Origin of the sequence: Thermoactinomyces sp. CICC 10523, from assembly GCF_016055105.1 — a bacterium.
Lineage (GTDB): Bacteria > Bacillota > Bacilli > Thermoactinomycetales > Thermoactinomycetaceae > Thermoactinomyces_A > Thermoactinomyces_A daqus.
In genome coordinates this window covers 341,453-353,989 of record NZ_JAECVX010000002.1, presented here as the reverse complement: position 1 = coordinate 353,989, position 12,537 = coordinate 341,453, and the positions used below count along the sequence as shown (strand labels likewise).

Below are 12,537 nucleotides of genomic sequence, written 5' to 3'. Positions count from 1 at the left end.
TTCCTGTTATTCGGGATTCACTGCTGCATCCCCAAAAAAGCTTCATACAGCCACTCTTCAATTTGTTCTGCACTCTGTGTGCCATCGGGGTTTTTCACAGCTTCCGCTTCTTCCCTGGTCACACCGTAAACTCTGGCCTCGCGATTGTTGGCTATCCCTTTGCTTATGTAATAAAGCTTGCTGTTTCCGAAAAAGGTTTCATCAAAGCCAAAAAAATCAGGCAGCTGATAGCTTTTTTCATCAAAAGCAACATGGCCGACCCTTTTCCATTCTCGTGTGGCTAAAGGCGCCCGGTCTGTGCAAAGAGTCCATAATATCGTTTTCTCTTTGTTTTTGAACTCGGTAAGCGTCCATTTCTTTTTGCTGAATAACGAGTAATATTCCAAATATAAATCCTCATCCTGTTTCCCGCCCCGAACGATCATGCCATAACCATAAACTTTTTTCCCGAGCAGTGGAATGGCCACCACATCGCCCGGTCTCCATTCAGCCTGCTTCGTCAGCTTTTTCTTCTTCAATTTTCCTTCCGTGATCTGATACCCGGTCAAATCAGCGATCACTTTTTCTTCCATCCCTTGGAAACCCAGGGCAATCATGCGCTCCCACTCTTCCAGAGAGGGAATCCTCCCGGTCAGGCTTTGGTACAGCTTTGCTGCTTCCAGAAAAGACTTTTGCAGAAATGTGCGCAATTCTCCCTCAACTGCACTGTTTAAATGTAGTTCGCTTTTGCTTTTCTTTTTCTCTCCCATCATGGTGCCTCGCTTTCCTGACTAGATCGTAAAAAAGCCCCTACGCAGAGGAAGGGGATAATTTTACCATGACATGAATCCCGACTGACTGCAAGCGGTTTTTGTGAATAACGATTTCCCTGGAAATAGTCCAGACGGGCCTCTGAAAAGAAAAGCGCATATCATCCCCGTGGACGACATGCGCTGATCGTTTTAAGCAAATACCAGATATTCAAAGGAAGCGAATCTCCTGGTCAACCGCATAATCCCGGCAAGCAGGGCCAACCGGTTAAAGCGGACTGCCGGATCATCGACCATTACCATGATCTCATCAAAAAAGCGATGAATTTCCGGAACCATATGGGCAAGCGCACTGTAGAGAGCCGCCGGATCCTTTTGCTCGGCCGCACGCTCCCATAGTGCTTCCGCTTCTTCAAACGCCCGAAGTAAAGCCTGTTCTGCCGGTTCCGTGAGCGCCTCTTTGTTCAATTCTGCGCCATCTGCTTTGGCTGCGAGATTGGCAACGCGCGTAAACCCTTCAACTTCCTGTTTGAACGATTCGCGCGAAAGCTGATCCATCAGCACTCCGGCTTTTTCCAGCACTTCTGCCGGATGGGAAATGCCGGAAGCAATGACGGCATCGATGACATCATAGCGGATTCCCTCTTCCTGAAGCACCGTTTTGATGCGCAGGGAAAAGAACTCCGTCAGATCCTTTTTCACACCAGCCCTATCCTGTTTTAGCAGGCCTGCTTGCTCCAATTGTTCCAGAGAAAGCTCCAACAGTTCATCCAACGACAACGAACGGTATGCCGGAGACAGCAAAATTTGCACAATTCCTGCCGCTTTGCGCCGCAATCCGTATGGATCCTGCGAACCGGTCGGCTGAATGCCGATGCCAAAGCTTGAACAAATCGCATCCAGTTTATCGGCAAGGGCCAGGATCCCTCCGATTTTTGTTTGCGGCAGTTTATCGCCGGCGAATCGGGGCAAGTGATGTTCAAAGATCGCTTCGGCAACCGCCTCCTCTTCCCCTGCTTTCCGCGCATACGTTCTTCCCATGAAACCTTCCAATTCGGGGAATTCTCCAACCATTTGCGTGGCCAGGTCAAATTTGGCGATTTGGGCCGCACGGCTTAATTGCTGCAACTCTTTCTGCTCAAGGTTCAAGCGCTCACCGATGGCCGATGCAAGATTTGCCATCCGCCGAATCCGGTCTCCGACACTGCCCAAATTCTCTTGGTAAACGATCTGTTCCAGTTTGGCAACCGCTTGCCCGATCGGCTGTTTCAAGTCTTCTTCATAGAAGAAACGCGCATCGGCCAAGCGGGCGCGGAGCACCTTCTCGTTCCCTTTGACCACTGTTTGCAGATAACGGTCATCGCCGTTGCGCACCGTCACAAAATAAGGGAGCAAATGCCCGTCCGCATCTTCGACGGGAAAATAGCGCTGGTGTTCCCGCATGGTGGTGATCAGCACTTCCTTGGGAAGCGTCAAAAATTCTTCGTTAAACGTTCCATACAGCGCTGTCGGGTATTCCACCAGATAAGTGACTTCCTCGAGCAGACCGGGGTCAACCGGAATAACCCAACCCCGTTGTTCCTGCAATTGGCGCAGTTGCTGCAAAATGAGCTCGCGCCGTTCGGTCGCGTCAACCAACACATATTGCTGTTTCAACGCATTCACGTATTCCGCCGCATGGGTGATCTCAATCTCATGCCCCAAAAAGCGGTGTCCACGCGTCTTGCGTCCGGCTGTCAACCCTGCCCACTCAACCGGTACAACCGCGTCATCGAAGAGGCAAACCAACCAGCGAACCGGGCGGATAAACCGGGTACGCCCCTGCCAGCGCATCGTTTTGGGGAAATGCAACGCTTGAAGCACCTCCGGCAACCCTTCCTGCAATTGGCGTACGGTGTCTGCCCCTTCATGGTGCACTTTGGCAAATACATAATTTTCTCCCTTGATCTCTTTAAACACGAGGTCGTCGACCGCCACTCCCTGTTTGCGCGCAAACCCCTCCGCTGCTTTGCTCCAGCTTCCATCCGGGGTTTTGGCAATCCGCTCGGCGGGCCCTTTTACTTCTTCATAGAGATCTGCTTGCCGTTCGGCCACTCCGTGAACGTGCACAGCCAAGCGGCGCGGTGTGGCATAGGTATGGTACGTCTCATATGAGATCCTCTGTTCATTGAGCCAATCGGCCAGCTTTTGGCCAAGTTGCCTGACTGCATCGCCGACAAAGCGGGCGGGAATTTCCTCACAACCAATCTCCACCAGCAGGTCTCGCTTATTCATTCTCTTCCCCTCCCTTTCGGTTCATCAATGGGAAGCCCAGTTTTTCTCTCTCTTCGATGTACGCCCGGGCAATTTTGCGTGCCAGATTGCGGACGCGGCCGATGTAGCCCGTTCGTTCCGTCACACTGATCGCTCCGCGCGCATCCAGCAGGTTAAAAGTGTGGGAACATTTCAAAGCGAAATCATAAGCCGGAAATACCAAGTTTTCGCTCAATGCCCGTTTGGCTTCCCGCTCAAAATCATCGAATTGCCGGAACAGCCAATCCGGATCGGAAATTTCAAATGTATATTTGGAATGCTCATATTCCGGCTGGCCGAATACATCGCCGTACAGCACTCCGGGAACCCATTCCAATTCAAACACATTTTCTTTGTCCTGGATATAGGAAGCCAACCGCTCCAGCCCGTATGTCAATTCAACCGAAACAGGATCGACATCCAGGCTCCCTACTTGCTGGAAATAGGTGAATTGCGTCACTTCCATCCCGTCGAGCCAAACTTCCCAACCGAGGCCTGCTGCGCCAAACGTGGGGTTTTCCCAGTTGTCTTCCACGAAGCGGATGTCATGTTGCAACGGGTCCACACCCAGGGCGCGCAAACTGTTCAGATAAATTTCCTGAATGTCGGCCGGTGCCGGTTTCAAAATCACCTGGAACTGATGGTGCTGATACAAGCGGTTGGGATTCTCGCCGTAACGCCCGTCAGCAGGGCGACGCGAAGGCTCCACATAGGCCGCTTTCCACGGTTCAGGGCCGAGTGAGCGCAAAAACGTCATCGGGTTTAACGTCCCTGCCCCTTTTTCCACATCATACGGCTGGCAGAGGATGCATCCCTGTTCCGACCAGAAATCTTGCAATCGCTTGATCATTTCTTGCATATTCATCGCAGCCACCTCCATTAATTCCCCAAATTAAATAAACCTCCCGCCCTTATGACACGATTCGATGCCATAGGGACGAGAGGTTGTTCTCCCGCGGTTCCACCCTATTTGGTCAACATGCAGCGTGCTGACCCGCTTTTTCTTCAAACCTTCATCCGCGCTCAAGAACTGCCATTCACCAAACACCAAGATCGGGCTTGCACCCTCCCCGACTCGCTATGCATGGCTCTTTTGGTTACTCCTTTTCTCTCATTGCGCTGTATATTGAAAAAATGTTAATTACAGATATAGCAAATCAATCAGACTTTGTCAACCATCGTTTGGCTTATTTTATCCAAGTTGCGCGAATCTGTTCCAACAAGTTGAGGGATTTGGACTGAAACGGCAAATATTCCTGCATAAAGGAACGGACAATCTGTTGCAATTGCGCTTCCGTTTCCGGTCTTACCTTTACTTCCCCCAACCGTTCCACCGGGATGCGCTCCAAAACCGGCAGAATTTTGCCCGTTGCCGCTGAAACCGGAATCGCCTCCGGATCGCGTTCCTGGCATTCTTCACACAAAAAACCGCCCTGACGGACACTGAAGCGAACAGGGCTGCGTTCCCGGCGGCAGATGACACAATGATTCAATACCGGCGTATATCCGGCCAATTTCAAGATGCGGAGTTCAAAAATCCGCGTCAAAATCTCCGGATTGGTTCCTTTTTCCAAACGTTTGAGCAGGGCGCTGAGCAATCGGTGAAGCGGCGGCAGGGGTTCTCTCTCTTCCGTGCATTTATCCAAAAGATCAAGCCAATAGGCGCCATAGGCTGTGAGCAGCAAATCGGAGCGAATCGGGTGATGGGAATCGAGCGAATCGGCCTGCGACAAGGTGGCAACCCCGCTCCCTCCCGTAAACAGGACAAATTGCGCCTCTGTAAACGGCTCCGTCACTGCACTGAAACGACTCTTTGTTTTTTTGGAACCGCGGGCCATCGCCGCCAGTTTTCCCTGCTCTTTCGTAAACAGCGTCAAAATTTGGTGGCTTTCGCCGTAATCTTTCGCTTTGAGGACAATCCCTTCCACTTTCACCAACATGAGATTCGCCCTTTCCTCTCAGCAGCAGTTTTCCTCCCCTTCTTCCTCTTGTTCCGCCCTTTCCGCAACATCCTCCAGTGTTTGGAGTTCCTTGAACAAGAGGTAAGCGTCGATACTGCCAGTCACTTGGAAACAATTCCAGACAAAATTTCGCAACTAGCATCATCCTTTCTCTATGCCTCATTACAACCATTAGGATGACCTAGAGCAGCGGGGAGTATTAGATGGAAAAATTGGCATTCTCCCTGTTATTGACTTTCACTCATGATGTTGTTCCTGCGTGCTCTCACGGGCCGGGTGGCGGTGTGCGTCCAACACTCGGCACGCAGGGAATTCCTCCGGGATCGAAAAAGTCATGATCATTTCCCGTACGGTTCACTCGTCTTCCGTATAACCAAACTGCCGCAGCATCAACACTTCATTGCGCCAGTCTTTTTTTACCTTGACCCACAAATCGAGAAAAATCCGGGTTCCGAGCAAATGCTCAATCTCCAGCCGGGCCCGTTTCCCCACTTCTTTAAGCAGTGCTCCTTTTTTGCCGATCAAGATTCCCTTTTGCGACGGACGTTCCGTGTAGATGGTGGCCCGCACATCGATGAGGTCTTTCTCCTCTCGTTTGCTCATCTCTTCCACCACAACCGCCACCGAATGGGGCACTTCCTCCCGGGTCAGTTCCAACACTTTCTCGCGAATCAACTCGCCTACGATGAAGCGTTCGGGATGGTCAGTGATCTGGTCAGCCGGGTAATATTGCGGCCCCTCCGGCAAGTAGCGAAAGATCTGCTCGACCAGTGTCGATGTATTATTGCCCTGGAGGGCGGAAATGGGAATCACTTCGGCAAACGAAAATTGGTTGCGGTACCGGTCGATGAGCGGCAGCAAATCATCCGGATGAACCTGGTCAATTTTGTTGACCACCAGAAAGACCGGCGTTTCGACTCCCTGCAAATTCTCCATGATAAAGCGGTCGCCCGGCCCCTCTCCTTCTGCCGCATCGATCAGAAACAGGATCAAATCGACTTCATCCAACGCATTCCGGGCTGTTTGTACCAGGAATTCGCCCAGCTTGGAGCGGGGTTTGTGGATGCCCGGAGTATCCAGAAAGACAATCTGCCCTTCTTCTCTGGTCAGAACTCCATGGATCTTGTTGCGCGTCGTTTGCGGTTTATCTGACATAATCGCGATTTTTTGTCCGATTAAATGATTCATCAATGTCGATTTTCCGACGTTTGGACGCCCGATCAGCGCCACAAATCCGGAACGAAAATCATCCTTGTGCATCTAAATCCCCTTTCTGAAACGCTCCTGGCAGCAAATCGGCCACCGTCGTTTCCTGAATCGCCCCTTTCAAGTTGGACAAAAATACTTTCATATCGGGAGGGCATAACTCAACCATGACCTGACGGCATGCTCCGCACGGTGAAACCGGTCCCTCGGTATCGGCGATGACCGCAATCCCCGCAAACTCGCGATAACCTTCGGAAATCGCTTTAAACAGGGCCGTGCGTTCAGCACAGTTCGTCAATCCGTAAGAAGCATTTTCCACATTGCATCCCCGGATAATCTCTCCGTCTTTGGTCAATACAGCCGCTCCCACCCGAAATTTTGAATAGGGAACATAAGCCATTTCCCTTGCTTGTTTCGCTGCTTCAATCAACTCTTTCATCTTTCCATGCTCCTTCTTTTGGCTGGGTGCCTCTATTATAGAGAAAGGATGGAATCATTTACAATAACTGCAGACCGATCGTCGCCACAAAAATGCCGAGAATACCTCCGATCACCACGGACAGTCGCCGAGGCTGGTAACGAAGGCGCATGCCCACCAGCATCATGAGCAGGAGCAGAACCAAAAACGTAATATGCAGGTTGCCCGTTACCAGAATCAGCAGAGTTGAGATGCAGAGTGAAATCGAAGAGGTCATGCTCGGCTCCCATGTATGCTTTTCGACACGGTGGCACCAACCCTTTAAAAGCAGAGTGAGGAAAAAGTCGAACACGATGATCACGGCCAGCCCGATGTTGGCAGGATAAGAAGTACCCGCGGTCAGGCGGGTAAACAGTTTATCGAGATACGGATAAAAGACACTGATTCCGACAATCACCGCAAGCCCGGCGGTCAACAGCACCGCTCCCGCAGCCACATCTTTCGCGATTTTGGCCAGCGGATGGTATTCCTCCGTCACCATGTCCACCACCGCTTCAACAGCGGTATTGATCAACTCCGCAAATAAAACCAGAATAATCGTGATAAACACGACAAGTACCTCCAACTTGCTGATCGGGAGGTACAAGGCGAAAAAAAGGACAGCGAGGGCAATGAGAAAATGGATGCGCATGTTCCGTTGCGTAATGACCGTATACTTTAGCCCTTCCAGAGCGTAAACAAAGCTGCGCAGCAATTTGGTCACCCACATGAGAAGAAGCCCCCTTCTATCGCTGAAGACCGATCCGGCTTAAAATCTCCTCCTGTCTTGAAAACATTTCTTTTTCTTCTTGCTCGGTCTCATGATCATAGCCAAGGAGATGCAAAAAACCGTGCACAGCCAAAAAACCGAGTTCACGGGCAAGCGTATGGCCGTATTCCGCAGCCTGCTCTTTTGCCTTCGGCAGGGAAATCACGATATCTCCCAGCATGACTTCCTCTTCTTCTTCATCGATTACCCACTCTTCATCGGGTTCCCACAGCGGAAATGACAAAACATCGGTCGGGCGATCGATCCCGCGGTATTCCCGGTTCAGCTGGTGAATTTTTTCATTGTCAACAATGGTTACGGCCACTTCAACCGGCGGCAGCTCTTCAAAATCCGCGGCAGCCTGCAACGCTTTTTCCAGCGAGGAGATCGCTTCTCTCTCCTCTTCCGTCACCTCTAATTCTATACCCAGTTCCAAACGCAAATTCATCCTTGCTTTACTCCTTTTACTTTAACAGGTTCTTCCGGATATTCGATCCTGGAGTGAAAAATGCCCTGCAACGTTTCACAGATCGACTTTGTGATCATGTCCAGCTCTTTGAACGTAAGATCACACTCATCAAATTGCCCGTCCTCTAGGCGATCCTGCACAATTTTCTTGACCATGTTTTCAATCCGGGACGGGGTGGGCCGGGCGAGGGAGCGAACTGCTGCTTCCACACAATCGCAAATACCCACGATCGCCGCTTCCTTGAATTGAGCTTTGGGTCCCGGATAACGGTAATCCTCCTCCAACACCTGGGTCCCGCTATTTTGTTTCAACGCTTTATAATAAAAATATTTGAGCAAGGTGGTTCCGTGGTGTTGGGCGGCAATATCCTGAATCGGTTTCGGAATGCGGTATTGTTTTAACAATTCCACTCCGTCCCGCGCGTGGGAAATGATGATCGTTTTGCTTAAATTCGGCGAAATTTTATCATGCGGATTGGAGCGGTTCAGCTGGTTCTCGACAAAAAACTGCGGCCGTTTCGTCTTGCCGATATCGTGATAATAAGCCCCCACCCGGGCCAGCAATCCGTCTGCCCCGATCGCTTCCGCGGCTGCTTCCGACAAATTTCCGACAATGATGGAATGGTGGTATGTACCCGGGGATTTGATCAGCAGCTGCCTCAGCAGAGGTTGGTTGGGATTCCCCAGTTCCACCAAACGCATGGGTGACAGGATGCCAAAAGCCGTCTCAAAAAACGGCAAAAAACCGATCGTCAGCACGGCCGAAAAGATTCCGCCCAACATGCCGAACCCGATGGATAAAAACAGTTCGTTCATCGTTCCTTCCGTAGGATACATCATATAAAGGGCCAGGATGGCCAAACTGACGGAAAGTGCGGCGACCAGTCCCGCCCGTAAAATCCCGCTCCGCCTGCGGACATCGGTCAGAGCGAAGGCACTGGCTGCACCGCTGACCAGCGCGGTAAAACCAAAGCGAAAATCAAACAAAATATGATTATCCCCGTTAAAAAAGATGCTGGCAAAAACAGCGAGCAATACGTTGCACACCATGGCCACCTGAAGATCGAGGAGCAGCGTGATCAGCATCGCCCCGAAGCCGACCGGCGCGAGAAAACCGATCATACTCCATTCCAAATTCTGCCCAATGGCCACCATCTTCATCCCGAGCACCGTCAACAGCAAAATTGAAAACAGGAGAAGCAGATTCATATTATTTTTATAAAGCCGAGGCTTATAATTGCGAATATAGGTAAAGATGGCAGCCAACACCACGAAAATAAAGAGCAGCAAGCCTAAATGCGGCCAAAAATTAGTCTCTTTGCGCAAAAGACCCAGTTCCTGCAGTTTATTGTACTGATCCGGAGTGACGACCTCACCCAGAGCGATGATAATTTGCCCTTTTCGAATCGGAATGGGCTGCACGGCATCTTTCGCTGCCTCACGCAAAGCCGTGGTTCGTTCCCGATCAAAAAAATCATTGGGAACAATGCTCTTTTTGGCCAATTCGCGCACAATCGAACGGGAACGATTGTCCAACGAGTCCTGATCCAGCAAAGTAGTAACCAGGACGCGGTCCACCGAATCCCTTTTGTTCTCCAGCTCCTCCTGGCGAACTCCCTTGTTCAGGATATCAAACACGATGTCCCTCGTCTTCAGCCGGATCGCCGTCAGATCGTCGGGAGAGATTTTCAGCAAGTTCGCATAAAAGGTATCGGAAAATGCATCGGAAAATGTTTCTTCCAAAATCAGTTTCACTTTCTGCTTTTTTTCATCATCGGACAAAGTGTGATCAGTCAGCACCTTTCTGACTTCGGCGAAAAAGCGGTCGATTTTGTCAATCTGCTGATTGGTAACCCGGTCATCCTTGGTGTAAACGCGTTCCACCTTTTCCGCCGCCTGCTCTTTTGCCATTTCGGTCGCATATTCATCGATCTTCGTGACGGGGGAAACGATCGTGGCCGGGCTGACTTGTCCCACGCGTATGACGTATTGTTCGGGCAATACATGTTTTAAGAGTAATAAATAGAACGCGATCCCTATGATCGCGTATAAGAGCAAGTGTATGCGAAAACTCGTTTTCCAGGTCTCAACCTTTTTCCCTTTTTTCTCCCGCTGGGATGACGGTTCCTTTTTCTCCTTCATCTTTGAACCGACTCCTTGCTGCTTATTCCTTTACTCGATCCTGTTCATAAGCATCAATAATTTTCTGCACCAACGTATGACGAACAACGTCTTCCTGTCCGAGATAGATAAACTGAATCTCCGGTACTGCCTTTAAAATCCGTTCAGCCTCTTTCAATCCCGAATTTTTGCCTCTGGGCAAATCCACCTGGGTCACGTCGCCGGTAATCACCATTTTAGACCCAAAGCCGAGGCGGGTCAAAAACATCTTCATCTGCTCGGGGGTCGTATTTTGCGCTTCATCGAGAATGACAAAGGAATCTTCCAATGTCCGCCCCCGCATGTAGGCCAGAGGAGCCACCTCAATCAATCCGCGCTCCATCATCTTCGCCACTTGTTCCGTTCCCAGCATGGTGTAGAGACTGTCATATAACGGGCGAAGATACGGATCCACTTTTTCCTGCAAATCCCCGGGCAAAAAGCCCAAATTTTCCCCGGCTTCCACAGCAGGACGTGTAAGGACGATCTTTTTCACGCTGTGCGCTTTCAGGGCAGATACGGCCAACACGACTGCGAGAAAGGTTTTTCCAGTACCGGCCGGCCCGATTCCGAAGACGATATCCGACTTCTTGATGGCGGACACATAATGGCGTTGTCCGAGCGTTTTAACGCGAATCGCCTTCCCTTTTTGCGTCGTGCCGATCTCTTCCTGATAAAGTTCGAGCAGTTCGTCTGCTTGTCCCTGTCTGGCCAGACGGTGGGCATAGACAATATCGCGATCTGATATCGTTTTTCCCTGCCTGATCAAGGACAGCAGCACACGAAACAGATGATCCAATATCTCCAGTTCTTCCTCGCTTCCGGTGATGATCACCACTTCGCCGCGCGAAAAGATCCTGGCGGAAGTATTGGCTTCAATCTGCTTCAGATAGGCGTCATGAGGCCCGAATAGACTAAGTGCTTCTGCGGCATCCCGCAAGCGAATTTTCAGCGAATGATCTTGATTTTGCAATGGCTCATTCTCCTTGCAGAATCGGTTGTATACTTGCAATATTTTCAATGGCATCAAAGTGCACTTTCAAATTCACTTTACCATTCTCCACGCGCTGGTGCAAAATTTTTTCTTCCAAAATTCGTCCGTTGCGCCCCAATCTCTGTTGAAGTTCCTCCCTCGCGCGCATTTTTCCCAACATCACGGCATCCTCGGGAGTCAGATCCTTCTTCACCCACTTCATCTCCAAAATCTCATCTTCGACCAATCCGAACGGGAGCCGCCATTTCCCCAAGTAACAGGAGTGGATTTTGCGAATCGTTTCCACCTTTTTGAATGGGACTTTTTCGGCAAAAGGGTTGGGAATGATCATGGAAAACAGATATGGCGACAGCTTTTTCACCCGCTCTCCCGTATACACCTTCCGCTTCTGCACAAGCGGAACCGATACATTGGATTCATACCAGACTTCCCCGATCACTTTTCCTTTTGCACCGACGATTTTTCCATGATCCGGATTTTCCGGGTCGCCGTAAATGCCGGAGACCAAGATCTGTCCCTTTTTCACCACCTGATTGACCTCAACGAGCGGATTTCCCCTCTCGACGCGCAAATCATAAACCATCGCGTTCTTTTTGGCGACCAGGTTTACGGGCCCCGGGTCCCGGTTCTCCTCTTTTTTTGTTTCCGGCTCTTTTTTCTCCACAATCGTGACAATCACCCTTGTCCCTTCCACGCGGAATCCTACCCACGAAGCCTTTGGAAGGTGCATGAGCAAATCGTGCTGGATAACTTCCGCTTCCGGTAGTTTTCCCTTAAGTTGCCCGACAAACACCCCTTCCTTCTTTAAGAGGGCTTGTACATATCGTTCCGGAATTTGCTCGTTTCCCTCAATTTGCACTCTCCAGACAAATGAAGAAAGAGAGAGCGTGAGCAGAATAAAAAGAGCGACACCGAGCAAAAACGCTTTACGCCGCTTCAGCTTGCGCATGAAAAACGGCACACCTTCTTTTTTGACTATTTTCAGTCTCACCTTGTTCCTGCGGGCGATTGAAACGAACGAAAAAAAATGCGTTAATGGTACGGTAAGGTGGAGCTTCTGCTCATGAACCCATTGAATATCTTCCAGATGTATGCCTGCCTGTACCGTTTGATTGATCAAACCGGTAACCCGTTCCCCCGTACAGGCCAAACGGACTTTTCCTTTGACTAATGCCGGATAACCCATCACTGCCACCGCATTTCTCCCCTTACTTCATATATCGCAACTCCTGAATCTCGCCTTCAATCCGCACACCATCCTGATAAATGACGGCGATCTTTAATTTCTCCCCCTTGATTTGCAGGGTTCCTTCCTTCACTTTCAGCTTCAATTCGGTTGGGCTGAATTTTTCAACTTCAAGATAGTTTTCAATCTGGAGCCGCCGCGAGCCGACCATCTCGATCCGTGGAACTTCTTCTGTCACTTCTGCCGGCAGGTCCAACCAATCCGAAACCCATTTGCGCATCAGCTCCCGCCCTCT

The 12,537-nt window shown here is 50.4% G+C and carries 13 protein-coding genes; all 13 read right to left on the bottom strand.

Annotated features, from left to right (window positions below; genetic code table 11):
* Positions 1-17: 17 nt before the first annotated feature.
* Entirely contained in the window at positions 18-749 is a 732-nt protein-coding gene (locus tag I8U19_RS04690) for an Imm26 family immunity protein (protein ID WP_198055312.1), read from the bottom strand.
* 192 nt (positions 750-941) lie between these two features.
* Positions 942-3,023: a glycine--tRNA ligase subunit beta gene (gene glyS, locus I8U19_RS04685; RefSeq protein WP_198055311.1), complete on the bottom strand. Its 2,082-nt coding sequence runs from the start codon at positions 3,021-3,023 to the stop codon at positions 942-944.
* The gene (gene glyQ / locus I8U19_RS04680; RefSeq protein ID WP_033101725.1) at positions 3,016-3,906 is read right to left on the bottom strand and encodes a glycine--tRNA ligase subunit alpha; all 891 of its coding nucleotides are present in this window, start codon (positions 3,904-3,906) and stop codon (positions 3,016-3,018) included. Before glyQ ends, glyS begins: the two co-directional genes overlap by 8 nt.
* Before the next feature lie 322 nt (positions 3,907-4,228).
* On the bottom strand, positions 4,229-4,981 hold the full coding sequence (gene recO, locus I8U19_RS04675; protein ID WP_198055310.1) for a DNA repair protein RecO: 753 nt from the start codon (positions 4,979-4,981) through the stop codon (positions 4,229-4,231).
* Between the two features lie 18 nt (positions 4,982-4,999).
* Positions 5,000-5,137, bottom strand: a complete 138-nt coding sequence (locus tag I8U19_RS04670; RefSeq protein WP_081943948.1) for a YqzL family protein — start codon at positions 5,135-5,137, stop codon at positions 5,000-5,002.
* Positions 5,138-5,356: 219 nt separating this feature from the next.
* Positions 5,357-6,262, bottom strand: coding sequence for a GTPase Era (gene era / locus I8U19_RS04665; RefSeq protein ID WP_033101727.1), 906 nt, complete (start codon positions 6,260-6,262; stop codon positions 5,357-5,359).
* Positions 6,249-6,683 carry a cytidine deaminase gene (locus I8U19_RS04660; RefSeq protein ID WP_268745629.1) on the bottom strand — a complete coding sequence of 145 codons (435 nt, stop codon included), beginning with the start codon at positions 6,681-6,683 and terminating at the stop codon, positions 6,249-6,251. Before I8U19_RS04660 ends, era begins: the two co-directional genes overlap by 14 nt.
* Positions 6,684-6,705: 22 nt before the next feature.
* Positions 6,706-7,395: a diacylglycerol kinase family protein gene (locus tag I8U19_RS04655; protein ID WP_198055309.1), complete on the bottom strand. Its 690-nt coding sequence runs from the start codon at positions 7,393-7,395 to the stop codon at positions 6,706-6,708.
* Positions 7,396-7,411: 16 nt separating this feature from the next.
* Positions 7,412-7,876 carry an rRNA maturation RNase YbeY gene (ybeY, locus tag I8U19_RS04650; protein ID WP_370589761.1) on the bottom strand — a complete coding sequence of 155 codons (465 nt, stop codon included), beginning with the start codon at positions 7,874-7,876 and terminating at the stop codon, positions 7,412-7,414.
* Between the two features lie 2 nt (positions 7,877-7,878).
* On the bottom strand, positions 7,879-10,044 hold the full coding sequence (locus I8U19_RS04645) for an HD family phosphohydrolase (RefSeq protein ID WP_198055307.1): 2,166 nt from the start codon (positions 10,042-10,044) through the stop codon (positions 7,879-7,881).
* Positions 10,045-10,066: 22 nt separating this feature from the next.
* Positions 10,067-11,035 (bottom strand): PhoH family protein, encoded by a 969-nt coding sequence (locus I8U19_RS04640; protein ID WP_033101731.1) that lies wholly within the window; start codon positions 11,033-11,035, stop codon positions 10,067-10,069.
* Positions 11,036-11,039: 4 nt separating this feature from the next.
* A complete protein-coding gene (gene yqfD, locus I8U19_RS04635) occupies positions 11,040-12,242 on the bottom strand; it encodes a sporulation protein YqfD (RefSeq protein ID WP_232337227.1) in 1,203 nt (400 codons plus the stop codon).
* 22 nt (positions 12,243-12,264) lie between these two features.
* Positions 12,265-12,522: a sporulation protein YqfC gene (gene yqfC, locus I8U19_RS04630; RefSeq protein ID WP_033101733.1), complete on the bottom strand. Its 258-nt coding sequence runs from the start codon at positions 12,520-12,522 to the stop codon at positions 12,265-12,267.
* Positions 12,523-12,537 lie beyond the last annotated feature (15 nt).